Origin of the sequence: Acinetobacter sp. C13, from assembly GCF_016809775.1 — a bacterium.
GTDB classification, from domain to species: Bacteria; Pseudomonadota; Gammaproteobacteria; order Pseudomonadales; family Moraxellaceae; genus Acinetobacter; species Acinetobacter pittii.
Window position 1 is genome coordinate 388,114 of the sequence record NZ_JAFBJL010000002.1, and the last position, 19,047, is coordinate 407,160.

19 protein-coding genes are annotated in these 19,047 nt (G+C 39.4%); 10 read left to right on the plus strand and 9 right to left on the minus strand.

Annotation, left to right across the window (positions count from 1 at the left end):
• The first annotated feature begins 33 nt into the window (after positions 1-33).
• Genes JGE69_RS07000 through JGE69_RS07010 form a run of 3 tightly spaced genes read left to right on the plus strand, consistent with a single transcriptional unit; the run spans position 34 to position 2,219 of the window.
• On the plus strand, positions 34-723 hold the full coding sequence (locus JGE69_RS07000) for an ABC transporter permease (RefSeq protein WP_199112983.1): 690 nt from the start codon (positions 34-36) through the stop codon (positions 721-723).
• Positions 720-1,433: an ABC transporter permease gene (locus tag JGE69_RS07005; RefSeq protein WP_199112981.1), complete on the plus strand. Its 714-nt coding sequence runs from the start codon at positions 720-722 to the stop codon at positions 1,431-1,433. The genes JGE69_RS07000 and JGE69_RS07005 overlap by 4 nt, the downstream gene beginning before the upstream one ends.
• 9 nt (positions 1,434-1,442) lie before the next feature.
• Positions 1,443-2,219, plus strand: coding sequence for an ABC transporter ATP-binding protein (locus JGE69_RS07010; RefSeq protein ID WP_005068251.1), 777 nt, complete (start codon positions 1,443-1,445; stop codon positions 2,217-2,219).
• A gap of 74 nt (positions 2,220-2,293) precedes the next feature.
• Here the strand turns inward: JGE69_RS07010 and abeS are convergent, their stop codons facing one another.
• The 4 genes from abeS to JGE69_RS07030 form a co-directional block, all read right to left on the minus strand.
• Complete coding sequence (gene abeS, locus JGE69_RS07015; RefSeq protein WP_004791191.1) at positions 2,294-2,623, minus strand: multidrug efflux SMR transporter AbeS; 330 nt, start codon at positions 2,621-2,623, stop codon at positions 2,294-2,296.
• 236 nt (positions 2,624-2,859) lie between these two features.
• Positions 2,860-3,123 (minus strand): YfhL family 4Fe-4S dicluster ferredoxin, encoded by a 264-nt coding sequence (locus JGE69_RS07020; protein ID WP_199112979.1) that lies wholly within the window; start codon positions 3,121-3,123, stop codon positions 2,860-2,862.
• A gap of 2 nt (positions 3,124-3,125) precedes the next feature.
• Positions 3,126-4,496, minus strand: a complete 1,371-nt coding sequence (gene yegQ / locus JGE69_RS07025; RefSeq protein WP_199112977.1) for a tRNA 5-hydroxyuridine modification protein YegQ — start codon at positions 4,494-4,496, stop codon at positions 3,126-3,128.
• A 56-nt stretch (positions 4,497-4,552) separates the two neighbouring features.
• On the minus strand, positions 4,553-6,019 hold the full coding sequence (locus JGE69_RS07030) for a PLP-dependent aminotransferase family protein (RefSeq protein WP_199113254.1): 1,467 nt from the start codon (positions 6,017-6,019) through the stop codon (positions 4,553-4,555).
• Positions 6,020-6,251: 232 nt separating this feature from the next.
• Between JGE69_RS07030 and JGE69_RS07035 the strand changes: the two genes are divergently transcribed.
• The gene (locus JGE69_RS07035; protein ID WP_086355376.1) at positions 6,252-7,121 is read left to right on the plus strand and encodes a PhzF family phenazine biosynthesis protein; all 870 of its coding nucleotides are present in this window, start codon (positions 6,252-6,254) and stop codon (positions 7,119-7,121) included.
• A 54-nt stretch (positions 7,122-7,175) separates the two neighbouring features.
• On the opposite strand, the gene JGE69_RS07040 is transcribed toward JGE69_RS07035, so the two are convergent.
• Complete coding sequence (locus tag JGE69_RS07040; protein ID WP_002118187.1) at positions 7,176-7,955, minus strand: ferredoxin--NADP reductase; 780 nt, start codon at positions 7,953-7,955, stop codon at positions 7,176-7,178.
• 101 nt (positions 7,956-8,056) lie between these two features.
• Here JGE69_RS07040 and tsaA point away from each other — a divergent pair, with 101 nt between their 5' ends.
• On the plus strand, positions 8,057-8,791 hold the full coding sequence (gene tsaA / locus JGE69_RS07045; protein WP_199112975.1) for a tRNA (N6-threonylcarbamoyladenosine(37)-N6)-methyltransferase TrmO: 735 nt from the start codon (positions 8,057-8,059) through the stop codon (positions 8,789-8,791).
• A 6-nt stretch (positions 8,792-8,797) separates the two neighbouring features.
• Here the strand turns inward: tsaA and JGE69_RS07050 are convergent, their stop codons facing one another.
• Positions 8,798-10,069 carry an MgtC/SapB family protein gene (locus tag JGE69_RS07050; RefSeq protein WP_199112973.1) on the minus strand — a complete coding sequence of 424 codons (1,272 nt, stop codon included), beginning with the start codon at positions 10,067-10,069 and terminating at the stop codon, positions 8,798-8,800.
• A gap of 259 nt (positions 10,070-10,328) precedes the next feature.
• On the opposite strand from JGE69_RS07050, the gene JGE69_RS07055 reads away from it, so the two are divergent.
• From JGE69_RS07055 to JGE69_RS07070, 4 genes are all read left to right on the plus strand, one after another.
• Positions 10,329-12,086 (plus strand): GspE/PulE family protein, encoded by a 1,758-nt coding sequence (locus JGE69_RS07055; RefSeq protein WP_199112971.1) that lies wholly within the window; start codon positions 10,329-10,331, stop codon positions 12,084-12,086.
• An 80-nt stretch (positions 12,087-12,166) separates the two neighbouring features.
• Positions 12,167-12,526, plus strand: coding sequence for a NirD/YgiW/YdeI family stress tolerance protein (locus tag JGE69_RS07060; protein ID WP_017398588.1), 360 nt, complete (start codon positions 12,167-12,169; stop codon positions 12,524-12,526).
• Positions 12,527-12,634: 108 nt separating this feature from the next.
• Complete coding sequence (locus JGE69_RS07065; protein WP_002118246.1) at positions 12,635-13,297, plus strand: response regulator transcription factor; 663 nt, start codon at positions 12,635-12,637, stop codon at positions 13,295-13,297.
• A complete protein-coding gene (locus tag JGE69_RS07070; RefSeq protein ID WP_063099225.1) occupies positions 13,294-14,634 on the plus strand; it encodes a sensor histidine kinase in 1,341 nt (446 codons plus the stop codon). Before JGE69_RS07065 ends, JGE69_RS07070 begins: the two co-directional genes overlap by 4 nt.
• A 72-nt stretch (positions 14,635-14,706) precedes the next feature.
• On the opposite strand, the gene hemP is transcribed toward JGE69_RS07070, so the two are convergent.
• Complete coding sequence (gene hemP, locus JGE69_RS07075; RefSeq protein ID WP_002118129.1) at positions 14,707-14,877, minus strand: hemin uptake protein HemP; 171 nt, start codon at positions 14,875-14,877, stop codon at positions 14,707-14,709.
• 136 nt (positions 14,878-15,013) lie between these two features.
• Between hemP and JGE69_RS07080 the strand changes: the two genes are divergently transcribed.
• Positions 15,014-15,910: an NUDIX domain-containing protein gene (locus JGE69_RS07080; protein WP_199112969.1), complete on the plus strand. Its 897-nt coding sequence runs from the start codon at positions 15,014-15,016 to the stop codon at positions 15,908-15,910.
• Positions 15,911-15,935: 25 nt separating this feature from the next.
• On the opposite strand, the gene JGE69_RS07085 is transcribed toward JGE69_RS07080, so the two are convergent.
• Both JGE69_RS07085 and mrcB read right to left on the minus strand, forming a co-directional pair.
• Positions 15,936-16,484, minus strand: coding sequence for a tetratricopeptide repeat protein (locus tag JGE69_RS07085; RefSeq protein WP_199112967.1), 549 nt, complete (start codon positions 16,482-16,484; stop codon positions 15,936-15,938).
• Positions 16,485-16,505: 21 nt separating this feature from the next.
• Positions 16,506-18,902: a penicillin-binding protein 1B gene (gene mrcB / locus JGE69_RS07090; protein WP_199112965.1), complete on the minus strand. Its 2,397-nt coding sequence runs from the start codon at positions 18,900-18,902 to the stop codon at positions 16,506-16,508.
• Between the last annotated feature and the right edge of the window lie 145 nt (positions 18,903-19,047).

Consider the following 19,047-nt stretch of genomic DNA (forward strand, 5'->3'; position numbering starts at 1 on the left):
TATTAGATATTGTTTTTAAGGAGAAGATGAGTCATGTTTTTTTCTGGCTTTGGGCCACTCCTGCTCAGCGGGACATGGATGACCATACAGCTTGCGTTGTTGTCACTTTTACTTTCTGTGATTATTGGCTTAATTGGTGCGAGCTCAAAACTCTCAAGTATTAAAATTTTACGTTATATAGCAACAGCTTACACTACGCTCATTCGAAGTGTGCCTGATTTGGTCATTATGCTGCTGTTATTTTATAGCTTGCAGTTGGGGCTTAACCAAATTACTGAAGCACTGCAAATGGACCAAATTGATATCAACCCATTTGTGGCGGGTGTGATTACTTTAGCGTTCATTTATGGTGCATATTTTACCGAGACCTTTCGTGGTGCATTTCAATCGGTTCCAAAAGGCCAAATTGAGGCAGCAATGGCTTATGGTATGTCGCCTTGGCAGGTTTTTCACCGAGTGTTATTCCCTCAAATGATGCGTTTTGCGCTGCCTGGTATTGGTAATAACTGGCAAGTTTTAATTAAGGCGACAGCACTAGTTTCTATTATTGGCCTGACTGACATTGTAAAAATTACGCAAGATGCAGGTAGAAATACCATGCAACTGTTCTTTTTTAGCATCGTGGCTGCTGCCATTTATTTAGCGATTACCACCGTGTCGAATCTGATTTTAATGTGGCTTGAACGTCGTTATTCTGCTGGTGTAAGGAAGGGACAATTATGATTGAAATCCTTCAACAATATTGGCAGGCATACCTTTGGACTGATGGTTTGCAAATGACCGGTGTCGCGATGACTGCTTGGTTATTGGTGCTTTCTATTGGTATTGGTTTTGTTCTCGCTGTGCCCTTGTCACTTGCACGAGTATCAGAAAATCTTTGGTTACGTGGCCCAGTTTGGTTATATACCTATGTTTTCCGTGGCACACCATTGTATATCCAACTGTTAATTATTTATTCAGGTATTTACAGCTTTGATTATATTCATGAACACCAGACTCTTGATGCTTTTTTTCGAGAGGGCATAAATTGCACCATTTTGGCATTCGCGCTCAATACTGGTGCATATACAACTGAAATCTTCGCTGGGGCGATTCGTTCTATTCCCCATGGCGAGATTGAAGCTGCACAAGCTTTCGGTATGTCAAAATGGAAACGGTACACTCGCATTATCATTCCATCGATGTTACGCCGTGCTTTACCGTTTTACGGCAATGAAGTCATTTTAATGTTGCACGCGACAACCATTGCATTTACAGCAACTGTTCCTGACATTTTAAAAATTGCGCGTGATGTGAATGCGGCAACCTATGACACCTTCAATGCTTTTGGAATTGCCGCGGCGTTATATGCAGTGTTGGCTTTTATTTTGATTGGGCTATTTCGTAAGCTTGAAAAACGTTGGTTGGCATTTTTAAAGCCATCGAATCATTAGGAGACATAAATGGAACAAGTTGCAAAACTAGTGATTCGCGATTTACATAAGAAATTCGGCGATCATGAAGTGCTTAAAGGAATATCACTTGATGCAAATGCTGGTGATGTAATTAGTATCATTGGTTCATCGGGTTCAGGTAAAAGTACTTTACTCCGCTGCATTAACTTTTTGGAACAACCGAGCAATGGCACGATTAAGCTCAATGGTGAAAAGCTACGCACAGTCTTTGATAAGAAAGGCAATTTAAAAGTAGTTGAACCAAAGCAACTACAAAAAATGCGTACACAGCTCATGATGGTATTTCAGCATTTTAATTTGTGGTCTCACATGACAGTGCTGGAAAATGTCATTGAAGGGCCGATTCACGTACTTGGGGTAAAACGTGCAGAAGCAGAAGAGCGTGCACGGAAATATCTACGCAAAGTTGGATTACCTGAAAGTGTTGAAAGTAAATATCCGGCATTTTTATCTGGTGGTCAGCAGCAACGTGTAGCGATTGCTCGTGCTTTGGCTATGGAACCAGAAGTTATGTTGTTTGACGAACCAACCAGCGCGCTTGATCCAGAGCTGGTGGGTGAAGTACTAAAAGTAATGCAGGGCTTGGCTGAAGAAGGACGTACCATGATTGTGGTCACACATGAAATGGGCTTCGCGCGTCATGTATCTAATCAAGTGATTTTCTTGCATCAAGGGAAAATTGAGGAACAGGGTCATCCTGATGAAGTACTCAATAACCCGAAAAGTGAACGTCTAAAACAATTTTTGACGGGCAGTTTGAAATAAGCTGTTCATACCGAGTAAGGTGAAATTTTTTATAAAAAGAGTTTCATCGTACTCGGTTTCTTTTTATTTATATTTTATAAATGGGTATTTTTAGAAAACACATTAATAATCACAATACCTGCAATCATTAAAGTAAGACCAATACAGGCCGCCAAGTCTAAATGTTGTTTGTAAAATATCCAGCCAATTGCAGAAATTAAAATAATACCCGCACCCGACCAAATGGCATATGCAATTCCGATCGGAATCGTTTTTAGTGTAAGGGACAATAAATAAAAAGCGATCGCATAGCCCACAACTGTAATAATGGATGGAATAGGAACAGTAAAACCTTGAGATGCTTTTAAAGCTGAAGTTGCAATGACTTCACAAGCAATCGCAATTGCTAAATAAAGATAAGACATGGGGAGCTGCGCCAGAATGATTTTTGATCAATCTACATGAAATGTTGAAATGGTTTGGCAGTTTTAACGATTGTTTAATTTTTTTGGTACAAAATGACCATTAAATCAAACTGAACTGATAAATTGATTTTATCACTAGCAAAGTGTTCTCAGCTATTTTATTCATTTATTTAATCATTGATCTGTATAGTCATAAAAAGAGGATCAGCAATCTTAGCCTGATCCTCGATAGACTTTTAAGAGATAGATTCGCCGAGTATATTTAAATCCTTAAATTTCTCTAGCAGTTGCTCTTTATTTTCAATATGTGCAGAGTCTGGTTTTATGCAATCGATTGGACAAACCGCCTTACATGTGGGGGCATCATAAAAGCCTACACATTCTGTACAACGAAGTGGATCAATTTCATAAACTTTGTTGCCTTCAAAAATAGCTGTATTGGGGCATTCCGGTAAGCACATATCACAATTGATACAGTCATTTGTAATCAAAAGTGCCATGTTTAACTCGCTGAATAAGCTAATGTTGAGGCAGTAATGTTTTCCTTAGCATGCGGCAAATTGCGTATGAGTAGGGCATAACTAACATCAACATCTTGTGAAAGTGGAATCTCAACAAAATGCCCCGAACCTTTAGCATCGGTAATTGGGTTATCTTTTAAATCGCGCATTTCGGTTAAATTAAAGGTGATATTACCTTGAGGCGTCATCAGCTCAAGTGAGTCGCCCACCACAAAACGGTTTTTAACTTCAATGCGAATATAATCGCCTTGACGTTCTAAAACCTCTCCACAAAATTGTTGGTAGTCGAAATGCGATGAACCATCAGCATAGTTTTGATATTCGCTATGCACATGACGTCTCAAAAAGCCTTCGGTATAACCACGGTTTGCCAAACCTTCGAGTTGGTTGATTAAGCTTGGGTCAAATGGTTTGCCTGCTAAAGCATCATCAATAGCTTTTCGATAAATTTGGGCGGTACGGGCACAGTAAAAATAGGATTTAGTACGGCCTTCAATTTTTAGTGAGGCAATCCCCATTTTGGTTAAACGATCTACATGTTGTACCGCACGTAAATCTTTAGAGTTCATAAAATAGGTGCCGTGTTCATCTTCTTCGGCAGCAAACATTTCTTCATCATTGCGTTGTACCAGCAGCGTTTGAGCCGAGGTTGTTTCTAATTGTGCTGATGAGCAGCAAGGCTTTTCTGACTCATTGAGCTGAGTAACTGGAATCACATCACCGTTTGCATCTTCTTGGGCTTCATACAACTTATAGTCCCAACGACAAGCATTGGTACAAGCACCTTGGTTGGCATCACGTTTATTCATATATCCAGAAAGTAAGCAGCGGCCTGAGTAGGCCATGCATAGAGCACCATGTACAAAAACTTCAAGTTCAATATCGGGTACGTGTTGCTGGATTTCTTCTATTTCTTCTAAAGACAACTCACGCGATAAAATGACGCGGCTTAAACCATAATCTTTCCAAAACTTAACAGTGGCCCAGTTAATGGCGTTGGCTTGAACAGATAGATGAATTTGCACATCAGGAAAATGCTCACGCACCATCATAATTAAGCCCGGGTCAGACATAATGAGTGCATCTGGTTGCATCGCTACAATCGGTTCAAGATCACGAATAAAGTTTTTTAATTTGCTGTTATGCGGTTGAATGTTCACCACAACATAAAACTTTTTGCCCAAAGCGTGGGCTTCATCAATTCCGATTTTTAGGTTGTCATGATCAAAAGCATTATTACGAACACGTAAACTGTAACGTGGTTGGCCGGCATATACAGCATCTGCACCATAGGCAAATGCATAGCGCATGTTTTTAAGTGAACCTGCGGGAGAGAGGAGCTCAGTTTTCATAAAATAAAAGGCATAAAAAATATATGGTTTTATTTTATTAACTCCGGATTTGGGATTCAACCTACTGAATTAGTAGGGATTTGATCATTATCCTTTTGTACGGGCAGCATATTTTTTGCTAGCTCTCCTAAGCGCATCAAAGCATTTAACATTTTGGGGTTTAACTCAAAACAAGCTGCAATACGTAAACAATGACTAAATCGTTTATCAGCCGAACACAAAATTCCCGGCATACATAAGATTTTTTCGTCCATTGCTTGGTGAAACAGTTCTAGGGTGTCAATTGATTCGGGGAGCTCTAACCATAAAATAAATCCCGCTTGTGGACGACTCACACGGGTACCGAGTGGGAAATAGCGGTAAATATAAGATTTGATGGTGTCAATTTGTTGTTGATAGCGTTTTTTGAGTTGACGTAAATGTAGATCATATCCGCCATTCTCTAAGAAAAGTCCTAAAGTTTCTGTGAGTAAAGCTGGCTCAGCAACAGTGGTTGTAAATTTAAGCTGCTGCACAATATTACGGAAACGTCCAGCTTCTAACCAACCAATCCGATAATCAGGTGCTACAGTTTTGGTATAGCTGCCACACACCAAAACCCATCCATTTTGGTCAAATGCCTTAATATTGGGTAGGAGAGGCTCGGTGAGTTGCAATTCGGCATACATCGCATCTTCAATGACAGGAACTTGAAACTGATTAGCTAACTCTGCCAAGCGACGACGGTTACTTTCAGGCATGCTAAAACCGAGAGGATTGTGTCCTGTCGGAATGGTTAAAATGGCTTGTACACTTTGAGATTTTAAGAGTTCTTCAAGTGCATCAAGGCACATACCTGTATGTGGCGAGGTCGGTACTTCTACAATTTTTCGACCTAAATTATGAAGGAGTGGGTACAGGTTGTGAAATGTAGGAATCTCAAGCGCTACACTGTCGCCCGCTTGAGTTGTTGCCATAATCGCGAGACTCAAAGCCTCCATCGTGCCATGAGTGAGCACAATATCATCTGCTGAAAGAAACATACCTAACTGTAAGCTTCGCCTAGCAATTTGAGTACGTAAACGTATAGAACCGGGCGGCAAGGTATAGCTTTTAAAAATATCTGGCTGTGTCCGTAAAACTTGAGCAGTTAAGCGTTTTAAGCGTTCAATTGGATAAAAATTTTCCCCAGAAGGGCAAGCTAGGGCCAAATTGACATAGTCGGGGTCCATTTGTTTTTTAACAATTTGTGCGAGAAAACAGCTAATTCCTGAAAGAGATACTTTTTCTTCACTGACATAACGCTCTTCGAGTTCTAATAAGTTTGAAGGGGCATGACAAACATAGTAGCCAGACTGTGGACGAACTGAAATTAAACCTTGATCTTCAAGCTGGCGATAAGCTTCTTTTACGGTATTAATACTAACCTGATAATGCTGGGCACAATCTCGAATTGATGGCAACCGAGAACCAATAGGCTGCCTGCCATTTTGAATTTGCAGGGTGAGGTCATCACTCACTTTTTTATATTTGTACATGTCAATTCATTAAAAAGCCAAAGCAATGGATACACTTTATAGTGATCTCTTAATTATCTCAAATATTGTTAGTTTTATAGATTTATCCATTTAATCTGAATCTATTTTTAACAACTGTGTCTATTATTTTTAATATTAACTGATACTGTGACCATTAAAAATAAATCAGTAAGATCAAGAAATGGTGAGGACTTAATAGCCATAATTTTTTAATTACAAAATCAGTAGGAGTGGGTCTATGTCTGTTGTTGCATTTAAACAAGTTGATGTTTTTACTTCACAAGCATTTAAAGGAAATCCTGTTGCGGTCATTATGGACGCCAGCACCTTAACGTCTGAGCAGATGCAAGCCATTGCGAACTGGACCAATCTTTCTGAAACCACATTTGTACTCCCTGCGACCGATTCACAAGCTGACTATCAGGTTCGAATCTTTACTCCGCAAAGTGAGTTGCCATTTGCAGGCCATCCTACAATTGGTACTGCCTATGCTTTACTTGAGGCGGGTCTAATTAAAGCGAAAGAAGGTAAGCTGGTACAGCAGTGCGGTGCTGGTTTGGTGACTCTGACCGTGAGTGAATCAAGTCATATTTCATTTGAACTACCTAAGCCTAAAATTACCCCACTAGATGCTATGCATACTGAGAAATTAGCAGAAATTTTAAAATGTGAAATTAATACTCAATGGAACGCTGCATTGGTTGATGTAGGGGCGCGCTGGATTGTATTGCAAGCTGTTAATGCTGAGGCTGTTCTAGATAGCCAACCAGACTTTGCCGCTTTAAAAGAACATGATTTAGAAATGAAAGTTACGGGTGCGACAGTTTTTGGTTTTCATGAAAATAATGATGAACAAAAACACATAGAAGTTCGTTCATTTGCCCCTTCATGTGGAATAAATGAAGATCCGGTTTGTGGTAGTGGTAATGGTAGCGTAGCTTCATTTATTCGTTATTATGGGATTCTTCCTGCACAAAATGATGTCGTAGTTTCTTCACAAGGTGGGGCGGTAGGTCGAGATGGACAACTTCAACTTGAATTGTATCAAGATAAAATTTTAGTGGGTGGAACCGCTGTCACCTGTATCGATGGCACAATTAAATTGTAAAACAGACATAAAAAACCGAGGACTTTGCCTCGGTTTTTTTATGTCTAGAAAAAATTATTTTTCTACGAACGCACGTTCAATGACGTAGTCGCCCATTTCACCCATACGAGGTGATTCAACTAAACCGTGTTGGTCAAGTAATGCAGCCACGTCTTTTAGGAATGCAGGGCTACCGCAAAGCATTGCACGGTCAGTTTCACGGTTGAAGCGTGGTAAACCGATTTTTTCAAATAAAGCGCCAGTTTCAATTGCAGTTGTTACACGGCCTTGAGTGTGGAAAGGTTCACGAGTAACAGTAGGGTAGTAAACAAGTTTGTCTTTAATACCTAACTCTTCAAAGAATTCATGGTTTGGTAATTCGTTCAAGATAAGGTCTTGATAAGCTAATTCAGAAATATAGCGTGTACCGTGAACAACGATGACTTTTTCAAAGCGTTCGTAAGTTTCTGGATCACGAATAATTGATAAGAATGGAGCAAGACCAGTACCAGAAGATAAAAGGTATAAGTTTTTACCTGGTAAAAGGTCATCATGAACCAAAGTACCTGTTGGTTTTTTAGAAACTAAGATTTCATCACCAACTTGTACTTTTTGCAAAATCGAAGTTAAAGGACCGTCTTGTACTTTAATTGAGAAGAATTCTAACTCTTCTTCGTAGTTTGCACTTGCAATCGAATACGCACGCATTAACGGTTTGCCATTCACTTCAAGTCCGATCATTACGAACTGACCATTTTTAAAACGTAAGCTGGTATCGCGTGTAGTTTTAAAACTGAAAAGAGTGTCATTCCAGTGGTGAACATGAGTAATGCGTTCAACGTTAAAAGCAGCCATTAAAGGTCTCGATCACGATTAAAAGAAAACAGATTGCTATTCTAATCTAATTTCATTCCCGATAAACTGAATATATTTAATTGTGTTTATAAGAAAAAGTGATGATCAATTCTGTCACCTTCCCCATCATTGGCCACATGTGTTCTCCCTATCGTGAAAAATTTGGTATTCCACGCCAGCCCAATTTGGTCAATATTGAGTCTTATATTGATATGGTAGAACCATATAACGACTTGTTAGCATTTGAGGGAATTGAGCAATTTAGTCATCTCTGGTTAGTTTGGCAGTTTCATGACAATAAAAATCAAGGCTGTGCAGATAAGTTCCGCCCACAGGTTCGTCCGCCACGTTTAGGTGGTAATGAAAAAATTGGAGTATTTGCTACACGAAGTATGTATAGACCTTCTCCAATTGGGCTTTCAGTCGTAAAACTTAATAAAGTGGAAAAGGTGGGCAAGTCTGTCCGTGTCTATGTCACTGGAAGTGATTTATTAAATGGCACCCCAATTTTAGATATCAAACCCTATATTCAATATTCTGATGCAATTGCGGAGGCTCAAAGTGGTTATGCGCATGCAGAACCTGAACGAAAGGCAGTCATTTGGACTGAAGCTGCGTTAACAGCACAAAAATATTTTCTTCAAAATAAAGAAATAGATTCGCAGTACATTGATGAGCTTGAGCAAGTGTTAGCTTTAGATCCTCGGCCTGCCTATCAAGAAGATGCTGAACGAATCTATAAAATGAAATTTTCAGACTTTGATATTCATTTTAAGGTTGATCAATTTGTAGTTACCGTCATCGATGTGGTGAAGACTTCTTCGCTTGCACAATAGAAATTTTTAAAACCAATGGATATTGAGCCAAAGCAAAGTAATCAATATTCCCATGTGAATGAGTTGGGCGGGAACGAAAGCAAGGGCATAGTGTAGCCCGCCCGAAATTGCAGAATTCACACTTTTAGCAAGTGCATGAACTGCAAAGCCTCCTAAAAAGGCAATTAATAAGGATGTCATATGTGCGCTATCAGGTTCACCTTGCACAATGACCGCTGCTATAGCTGCATGTATTTCAAATAATGAAGCAAGTAACGTCCCCGCGATTAATCCCGCATCGCCTAAAGATATACTTAAACCATAAACACCAGCCTGAATAAGGGTAAGTGTACCTGCAATAATAATAGCCTCTTTTAAGCTGAACATTCTTGAGTCAAGCTCGGGCGAAGCTGTACTAGGCTCGGCTTTACGTAATAAAATAAAGGCCCATACTGCTAAAACTATTAAGGCAATAAGTGTAGGAAATATAATTAGCTTGAACCAAGCAAAGCTAATACCGATCACAATAATTAAGGTCTGAATCAGTGTTGAAACGCAAGACATCAATGCAGCACCTGCATTGGTCTTTGCATTTGCTCGACCAGAACGAACTTCTAAACCTAAACTGGCAATGGTCGCCGTACTTGAAACAAAACCAGAGGCTAAGGAAGAAAGTAATAAAGCATTTTTAGAGGAGAGTAATCGCTTTGCAATATGAGCGAGTGCTTGCACAAATAAAATTAAAGTCAGTAATTTTAAAATCACATGTGGATTTAGAACGGGCCCCCAAAAAGGCTTATTAGGTACTAAAGGCAAAGCAATTAACAGTAAGGCAAGAAGAAAAATACCATCACGCAATTCCGATTCGGTAATCCACTGACTGGCAATGCCATGCATAGACTGCTTAGCTATTAAGATGGTTGTCATGATCACAGCTAGGCCAGCAGCGAGCGAAATATTCCAAATACAAAGTGCGCCAATGAAGTAAGTCATAATAAAGGCGAGTTCGGTAGTTACGCCCGGGTCATTTGGCTGATTTTTGAGTGAAACAATACTAATAGCACCAATAAGTAAGCCACCTACAATTCCAATTTCAGTACCAAATAAAAAACAGACCGCTCCTAATAATGCACTAATGGCAAAAGATCGAAATCCCGCAAAAGTTTTGTATTCATGTTTCAGTTTACTTCGTTCTCGTTCTAAGCCAATTAACAAGCCGCAACCAAGCGCTGCCGCAATGACTGTAATGAATTCTTCAAATGATGCTGTTTGTAATGACATTGTCATTGGAAGTTCCATATTACTTCCTCTTTGGCTTATTGTTATAAGTAGATTTGAATCAATTTAAAAAAATTATGTATTCACGTTCAGTTTATGCTTTTTATTATAGTGAGCATAGTGTCTTTTTTAGACAAAACTAGGTAGAAAATATTTTTATAAATATGACCTGTAACACAAAAAAATATTAAGTTGAGAATTGGTTTAATTAACTGAAGTTGAAGGATATTTAAATCTAAAACATCTCTGCTATATTATAAAAATATATTGGGGACAATGCATGAATGCACAAGTAGAAATAGATACGTATTGGTGTCTAGAACAACTATTACAAGAAGGTCGTATTACAGACCGAGACAAATTATTGGTACAGTCAAGTCACCGCCAAAAAGACCAGTTAAAGTGGCATCCATTACAGTGGATCGCACATTTTAATTTAAAAGATCAGCAACACACACATGCCCATTTGAGCTTAAACCGCTTGTGTTTATGGTTTGCAGATCGGGTTCAGCTACCTTTATTTGTAATAGATCCTTTAAAGGCAGATGTCAGCGCTTTAACGCAGGTCATGTCACAAGAGTTTGCGATTCGCAATCATATTTTAGCTGTTGAAATTCATGCTGACCGAATCGTGATAGGAACAGATCAGCCCTTTCAAACAGATTGGCTCAATAATCTCGAACGAAGTCTAGCACCTAAAAAAATTGAACGGGTACTGCTTAATCCCGAACAGTTACAGCGTTATTTGCGAGAATATTATCAGGTAAGTCGCGCGGTAAACTCGGCTCAAAAAGATGCGGCTCATGACCGCGACACTAAAAATGTTGAAGCACTTTTGCAGCTTGGCGATAGTCAAAACCCAGATGCGAATGATCAGCATATTGTGAAATTGGTCGACTGGATTTTACAGTTTGCATTTGAGCAGAGTGCCAGTGACATTCACATGGAGCCGCGCAAAGATAACGGTAAAGTCAGGTTCCGTATTGATGGCGTTTTACACACCATTTATAACATGCCTTCAAATACACTGACCGCCGTGATTTCTCGAATTAAAATTTTAGGGCGTTTGAATGTAGCGGAAAAGCGTAAACCACAAGATGGTCGCTTAAAAACACGTACACCAAAAGGGCAAGAAACCGAATTACGTTTATCAACCTTACCAACAGCATTTGGTGAAAAACTGGTTATGCGTATTTTCGATCCTGATGTGTTGGTGCGTTCTTTTCAGCAGTTGGGTTTTGATCAGTCATTGCTGCAACAATGGCAGCGTATTACACAAAATAGTCACGGTATTATTTTAGTCACGGGTCCCACAGGCTCCGGTAAAACGACCACGCTATATTCTTCTTTAAAGCAACTTGCAACTGATCAAGTCAATGTCTGTACTATTGAAGACCCGATTGAAATGCTAGAGCCTAGTTTTAACCAAATGCAGGTCAATAACGCAATTGAATTGGGTTTTGCAGACGGTGTACGTGCACTGATGCGACAAGACCCCGACATTATTATGATTGGGGAAATTCGTGATCAAGATACAGCGAATATGGCCATTCAGGCAGCATTAACAGGTCATTTGGTACTATCAACTTTACATACCAATGACGCACCGTCTAGTTTGACCCGTTTGCATGATTTAGGTGTACAGCCATTTCTGACAGCCGCAACCATTTTAGGTGTGCTCGCACAGCGTTTAGTACGGCAGCTTTGCCCCCACTGTAAGCAAAAAACTCACATTAATGAGGATGAATGGCAACACCTAACCTTTGACTACATTATGGAAATGCCTGAAACAGTTTATCAGGCAGTAGGCTGTGAAGAATGTCGTCATACAGGCTATAAAGGGCGAGTCGGTATTTACGAATTTATGCCAGTCAGTCTTGAGCTTAAACACCTTATTAGTAGTCATGGGGTATTAAATGATTTAAGAACTCAAACTAAAAAAGAAGGTATAGAACCTTTAAGAATTGCAGGAGCCCGTAAAGTGATTGAAGGACTTACGACATTAGAAGAGGTCTTGAGGGTTGTACCATTAAATTAAGTTTTTCTTAAGATTCACCTCATTTATGGTTGATTTAATTGCTTTATCCCAAGAGGGAACCATAAACAGAGGGTAATAATATGAATATGCTTAAAGTAATGTTGATGACTGCTGGTATGACTGCTGCTGGCGTAGTTGTGGCGAATACACCAGTGAATCAAGCTGCAATTGCTCCGGCAACTGTCACCACAGTAAAACAGGCATTAACCTCAAAAGATAATACACCGATCAAATTACATGGTCAGGTTGTAAAATCTTTAGGTGATGAAAAATATCAATTCCGTGACAAGACAGGTAACATTACAATTGATGTAGATGATGAACTTTGGCAAGGTCGCCCTATTTCAGCCAATACAAATGTGACTTTAATTGGTGAAGTAGACATTGACTATAAACCTTTAAAACGCGTAGAAATTGATGTGGACCAAGTTCAGTTCTAATGAATAAGGTCTGTAGATCTACTACTTTTAGCCGCATTTAAATCATGCGGCTTTGCTTTTTTTACAAAGGCTTGGCAAGATCAAATCAGGATATAACAGGAAAAATAGATGAGAATTTTGCTTGCAGAAGATGATCGCTCTCAAGCTGAAAGCATTCAATCATGGTTAGAGTTAGACGGTTATCAGGTAGATTGGGTCGAAAGAGGTGATTATGCACTTACGGCAATCGAACAGCATGATTATGACTGTATTTTACTTGATCGGGGGCTGCCTCAACTGGCTGGTGAAAAGGTTTTAACAACGATCCGCCATAAACAAAAAAATGTTCCTGTTATTTTTATTACTGCACGTGACAGCATTCATGATCGGGTAGAGGGGCTAGATTTAGGTGCAAATGATTATTTGGTTAAGCCTTTTAGTTTAGAAGAATTATCGGCTCGCATCCGCGCTCAATTACGCAAACAAACTTTGAGTCAGCAATCGGTTTTAACATGGGGTGACCTACAACTTGATACACAAGCGAAAGTTGTATTAAGCGCTGGCAAGTCTATCGATTTAACGGCAAAAGAATTCCAAATATTGCGTAAGCTTATGGTGCATCCCGAGCATATTATTACCCGTGATCAATTAGAAGAAGCCCTTTATGCATGGGGCGAGGAAATTGAAAGTAACGCGATCGAAGTATTTATTTATCAACTTCGAAAAAAAATCGGAAGCAGCAGTATTAAAACCATACGGGGGCTAGGCTACCGTATGGGAGATTTAAAATGAAATCGAATCGCTCATCTTTGCAGTCGCAACTGGTTAAAACTACGATGTGGAGTAGTATCGTGGTGGGATTACTGGCTTTAAGCTTACTCACCATATTTTCTATCTATCACAACATGTCAGTGCAAGATGAAATTATGGATGAAATTTCAGATACTTTGCTGGTTTCAGATCTTTCTGAACACTCCATGAAACAGTTTGATGAGTTGAGTGATGAATTTGATATTCAATATGAGTTATTAAACACAGGCCAAGTACTTACCCATTCTCATAGCTATCAGCATGAACTTTTTGAGCAAGGTAACTTATCAGAAGGTTTTTCGTATTTTTGGTTTGATGGCCAATTATGGCGTAGTCTGGCTGCACAACAAGAAGACTCTCAGCTACAAGTTGAAGTTTTTCAACCAATGAGTACACGTGTTGAAGAGGTACTTAAAGCACTTGCTGGATATAGCGGCCTTATGGTGTTGTTCTGGCTACTGCAATGGGTCATTGTAAGTTGGCGTACCGAGCATCAATTGGCTGCACTCAATTTACTTTCTAGACGAATTGCTCAAAAAACTGCATCAAATTTAGAACCGATTCAAGAGCCAGATGTCATTACAGAAATTCAACCTGTTATAGATGCTTTAAATCAATTGCTTGCAAGACTGCAAAGAGCTCTCGTTGCTGAACAGCGTTTTACTGCGGATGCTTCGCATGAGCTACGTTCTCCGTTATCTGCCATACAAATGCGTCTTCAGGTTTTACAGCGTAAATACCAACATCTTCCTGAACTTCATCAAGATTTTGAACGCATACAAGAAGACGTTTCTAGAAGTACAAAAATACTTGAGAATTTACTTCTTCTGGCCCGCTTAGAACCTAATGAAGCTGAACAGCCCGAACTTCCTAAGACAGTTATCGATTTAAATTACTTACTGGCTAGAGTGATTGAAACTGTAGATTTAGATGCGAAAGCTAAACAGATGTTGATAGAGACCAATACTTTATCGACAGAAACTAAAACATATGCGAATGAAGAATTACTGTTTATTGCTTTTAGAAATTTATTTGATAACGCCATTCGTTATAGCCCGACACTAGGCTCTATTCATGTTGAGATTAGTCAGCATGAACAGCAAATTAAGGTGTCTATTGAAGACACGGGAAATGGAGTAGATGATGAAGTGCTATTACGGTTAGGGCAGCGTTTTTTTCGGGTGCTTGGTACTCAGCAGCAAGGTTCTGGGTTAGGAATTTCAATTACTCGAAAAATTATTGAATTGCATAATGGCAAGTTACGTTTTATGCATGCTGAACAAGGTGGTCTGAGGGCAGAGATTATTCTTCCTTCATAAAAAATAGCATGGTTACCCATGCTATCCATTTTTTGTTTTCCCACGAATATTATTGAAACGCGAGTATGTTTTTTATTTAGTTAAAATTAGGCGATTGTTGCGAGTGAGGCGTAAACGATATTCCTCGCCAGCATGCATAATGCGAATTTCACGGCCTAATGCAAAGAGGTTATTAGAATGTAACATTGGTAAGGCGTGAGCTGTGTCATTGTTACGGGTAAATAAGCTAAAAGGTGCGTTCATTTGTTGTGCTCCGTGGTATGTTCTTGAACGATTTAAATGATAATCATTATCGAATAGATCTGTCAATGAGATTTTTAAGATTTTATAAAATGATAAAATTTGCTTACACTTGAGAAAAGTTTTAGAGAGTAAAAAGATGCCCAAACCAATAGTCGATGTCGCTATAGCAATCTTGATCCATCGTGGAAAAATATTAGTTGGATGGCGCGAAGAGCAGCAACATCAAGGTGGAAAGCATGAGTTCCCTGGTGGAAAGGTTGAACAAGGTGAAACACCAGAAGAAGCCTGCCGCCGTGAGATTTATGAAGAGGTGGGTATTGGTTTAAAAGATTGGTATCAGTTTGATTATATTCACCATGAATATGATGACATTATCGTCAACCTTCATTTGTTCCATAGTTATGTACCTGATGAGTTATTAAATCTTATTCACCAGCCATGGGCATGGTACACACGTGATCAGCTACTTCATTTAAACTTCCCTAAAGCCAATAAAAACATCATAAAACGACTCTATTGGCCTCATCTCATCAAAATTAGCAATACGCTTTCAACGGTAGAAAGTAATGATGCTTTATTGTATTGGCGTATCGAAGAATTTGAGCCGCAGTATATAGAGCGATTAACTGCTTTAGATGAAGGGCAACGATCAAATTTAATTGTAAATGTAGATATTTGGCAGCAATTAAGCCCTGATTTACAAAAACAGATTAAAACCGTTCATTTAAAACAATCTCAACTCATGAATTTGCATAAAGGCGATTTAACAGTGGGCGTACGTTATATTGCTGCTTGTCATGATGCCGTTTCTTTAAAGCAAGCTCAGCAGATTGGTTGCGATGCTGTTTTTATTAGTCCTGTAAAACCAACAAAGACTCATCCAGATGCTGTTGTATTAGGTTGGGAACGTTTTAGTGATCTCGCTCAAAATAGCCAGATTCCAGTTTTTGCATTAGGAGGCGTACATCCTGATGATTTAGCCACTGCACAGCAGCATGGTGCATATGGCTTAGCAGGTATTCGTAATTTCTAATAAGAAAATAAAAAAGCATTAAAAGCTAGAGGGCTTTTAATGCTTGTTGTGCTTCTTCAACAGTTTTTTGATTGTTGCGTTGTTGCCCAGCTTTTAAGATGACTAACCATAGCTGCTTTTTCATTGGCTGACTTTGGGCAAAACTCAAACCACGTCTTGCTAAAGACTCAGCATTAGAATATTGCTGTTTATGATTTGCCGTAAGCGCAAGAAATAAATAAGTCTCAGCCGCTTGTGGTGCTAAACGCTGTGCTTGAAGTGCGTAGCGCTCTGCCTCTGACCATTGCTGGTTTTTATAAGCCTGCTGTGTTTTTTGCATTAAAACTTTAAATGCAGGTAACTGGCTGCCATCATCCGTAAAATGTTGAGGCTTTTTCTGTTGAGGAACAATCACCTGTAAATTTTTACGTTGAATTTCTGGGTGATCATAAGGTGTAATTTTTACACCTGATGGAGTTTCCGTTTTTTTGACTGGAGGAGTAGGTGTTTTCTCTTTGGAGTCAGAATGATCGGGCAGAGTTGTACAGCCGACCATAAGAACAGCACCAATATAAAAAACACCTTTCTTCAACATATCCTAATTTCCTGTTAACGCTTAGTTGTTATAACTACCACTTGAAATTACCCGTGAGTTGTTTGACAGATCTTGTTCCATCTGGTTTTCACTTTCACGAATATAACTGTCGGTATTATCATCCTGAGTGTCAGGAATTGTGTTATCACTTTGTGGCGTATATGTTGGATCAACTTGATAATAAGGTGCTCCACATGGCGTAGCACGGTGCGGAACCGTATGCGTTAGCATCGGAATATACATAGCACCATCACAAGCTTGAGCAGATAAATCACCCGTTGCACGGTCAATCCACTGCCACTGTACAGTGTCTGGTTGGCGTAGGTTTACAGGCGTTTGACGTAATTGTTTCATCACATTAATCCATACTGGCAATGCACCAGATGAACCTGTTAATCCAGTCACTTTGTTGTCATCTAAACCTAACCACACTACAGCAACGTGGTTACCTGAGTAACCCGCAAACCATGAGTCACGTGTATCGTTAGTCGTACCTGATTTACCCGCCAATTTTAAAGCTGGAGACAAGCTGTTATAAGCTGCGCGACCAGTACCCGAAGACATGACCTGTTGTAGACCATAATTCATGATATAACCAACAGATGGATCAATGGTTTGTTGAACATTCAGGCCATAACGGTCAAGCAGGCGACCATTGGCATCTACGACAGATCGAATCGCACGAGTCGGATATTTAAAGCCACCTGTAGCAAAGTTCTCATAAATTCCAAGAACCTCCATTGGTGACATATTGACTGCCCCAAGGAAAATAGAAGGGTAGGCAGGAATGGTCGATTCAACACCAAACTTTCTTAAGTTGTTGGTAAATGTTGATAAACCAAACTCTTGACCCAAGCGCACAGCAGAAAGGTTATATGAATTTGCCAAAGCTTCACTCAGGCTGACTACACCATGTCCGCCACCACTGTAGTTTTTAGGTGTCCAACTTTTGCCACCATCTACAGGGACACTAATCGGTGCATCTTCAATTTGGGTTGCCCAGTTGTAACGCCCAGATTCAATAGCACTTAAATAAATCACAGGTTTTAATAAAGAACCAACTTGGCGTTTTGCATCCACAGCACGGTTAAAACCAGTAAAGTCTTGTGTAGAACCAACAGCAGCAACGAGCTCGCCGTTTTCTGGATGTGCAATGAGCACCGCACCCTGTAAGTTTTTCAAACGGGCTGGGTTGCTGTTTGCTAAGCGGTCTACTGAAGCTTTAAACGCATTTTGAACTTGAGTTTGAGTAATTGGGTCTAAAGTCGTAAAAATACGTAAGCCCTGATTAGTTAAATCACTTTCTTGATATTCTGTGCGTAATTGACGACGCACGATATCTAAAAAGTCAGGGAATTTTGCAGGACCTAAACTTGGTTTGCTTAGCACATTTAAAGGACGTGCAATTTCATCTTCGTATTCTGCTTGAGTTAAATAACCCATTACACGCATGTTATTTAACACGGTATCGCGGCGTTTTTTTGCACCTTCAGGATTTTTCCAAGGATTATATAAAGAAGGGCCTTGCACTAAACCAACTAAATAAGCTTGTTGTGCAACGCTAAGCTCACGTAAAGGTAAACCAAAATAAAATTGAGAAGCCAAACCATAGCCATTAATTGAGTAGCTACCATTTTGGCCTAGATTCACTTCATTTAAGTAGGCTTCTAAAATTTCATCTTTGCTGTAATGCAGCTCAATGAGTAAAGCCATTAATGCTTCATTAACTTTACGTTTTAATGTGCGTTCAGGTGTGAGATAGAAGTTTTTAACCAATTGCTGAGTCAGGGTTGAACCACCTTGACGTTTACCACCTGTGATATTACTCACTAATGCACGGGCAGTACCACGAATTGAAATACCGTGATGATGATAGAAATTACGGTCTTCTGTTGAAATTAAAGCTTCAATAAGTGGTTTAGGGACATTATTCAGTTTAATGAGAACACGGTCTTCATTATGTTGAGGGTAGATCCCCCCAATCAGAAGTGGCTCTAGTCGCGCAACACCCGTTGAAGAAGGTTTTGTACTTCGAACTTCAGCAACTTGGTCATTTGCAAAACTTAACTCTAGTACTTGTTCGGGTTCAACACTGTCGCCGTAATCAAAACCACGCGTGTGGATATACATATTGCTACCCTGAGCAACATAGGTTCCAGACTTGTCATAATTACTTGAAGTTTTGTAACCCAAGAGTTTTAATTCTTGAGTGAAATTTGCTTGGGTAATAGGTGCGTTATTATAAATTTCCAAAGGACGTGCAAACACTTTGGCGGGAATATCCCACCGTTGTCCTTCAAATTTTTCACGGATAATATTATCTAAACGAATCAGATAGATACTAAGAGCAATAAAAGCACCAATGACCAAAATGGAAAAGATTAGTGCAAAGAAACCGATACCACGTTCAAACTTCATAAAAATGAGATAAAACCCTAACAATGCCTGTAATGATGCGATAGCTTGTCATCAATTTGCAATGATAAAACTGTGAATAATTGGAAAACTTAGATTGAATTTTACAGCATCTTGTTGTTATGTTTTTTTAAATTAATCAGGTTAA

Bases quoted from the DNA above. Each gene is read 5' to 3' on its own strand.
- JGE69_RS07040 (WP_002118187.1), bottom strand. From the start codon at position 7,955: ATGGCTGCTTTTAACGTTGAACGCATTACTCATGTTCACCACTGGAAT.
- abeS (WP_004791191.1), bottom strand. From the start codon at position 2,623: ATGTCTTATCTTTATTTAGCAATTGCGATTGCTTGTGAAGTCATTGCA.
- tsaA (WP_199112975.1), top strand. From the start codon at position 8,057: ATGATCAATTCTGTCACCTTCCCCATCATTGGCCACATGTGTTCTCCC.
- JGE69_RS07055 (WP_199112971.1), top strand. From the start codon at position 10,329: ATGAATGCACAAGTAGAAATAGATACGTATTGGTGTCTAGAACAACTA.
- JGE69_RS07035 (WP_086355376.1), top strand. From the start codon at position 6,252: ATGTCTGTTGTTGCATTTAAACAAGTTGATGTTTTTACTTCACAAGCA.
- JGE69_RS07070 (WP_063099225.1), top strand. From the start codon at position 13,294: ATGAAATCGAATCGCTCATCTTTGCAGTCGCAACTGGTTAAAACTACG.
- JGE69_RS07085 (WP_199112967.1), bottom strand. From the start codon at position 16,484: ATGTTGAAGAAAGGTGTTTTTTATATTGGTGCTGTTCTTATGGTCGGC.
- hemP (WP_002118129.1), bottom strand. From the start codon at position 14,877: ATGAACGCACCTTTTAGCTTATTTACCCGTAACAATGACACAGCTCAC.
- JGE69_RS07020 (WP_199112979.1), bottom strand. From the start codon at position 3,123: ATGGCACTTTTGATTACAAATGACTGTATCAATTGTGATATGTGCTTA.
- mrcB (WP_199112965.1), bottom strand. From the start codon at position 18,902: ATGAAGTTTGAACGTGGTATCGGTTTCTTTGCACTAATCTTTTCCATT.
- JGE69_RS07050 (WP_199112973.1), bottom strand. From the start codon at position 10,069: ATGGAACTTCCAATGACAATGTCATTACAAACAGCATCATTTGAAGAA.
- JGE69_RS07005 (WP_199112981.1), top strand. From the start codon at position 720: ATGATTGAAATCCTTCAACAATATTGGCAGGCATACCTTTGGACTGAT.
- JGE69_RS07010 (WP_005068251.1), top strand. From the start codon at position 1,443: ATGGAACAAGTTGCAAAACTAGTGATTCGCGATTTACATAAGAAATTC.
- yegQ (WP_199112977.1), bottom strand. From the start codon at position 4,496: ATGAAAACTGAGCTCCTCTCTCCCGCAGGTTCACTTAAAAACATGCGC.
- JGE69_RS07060 (WP_017398588.1), top strand. From the start codon at position 12,167: ATGAATATGCTTAAAGTAATGTTGATGACTGCTGGTATGACTGCTGCT.
- JGE69_RS07080 (WP_199112969.1), top strand. From the start codon at position 15,014: ATGCCCAAACCAATAGTCGATGTCGCTATAGCAATCTTGATCCATCGT.
- JGE69_RS07065 (WP_002118246.1), top strand. From the start codon at position 12,635: ATGAGAATTTTGCTTGCAGAAGATGATCGCTCTCAAGCTGAAAGCATT.
- JGE69_RS07000 (WP_199112983.1), top strand. From the start codon at position 34: ATGTTTTTTTCTGGCTTTGGGCCACTCCTGCTCAGCGGGACATGGATG.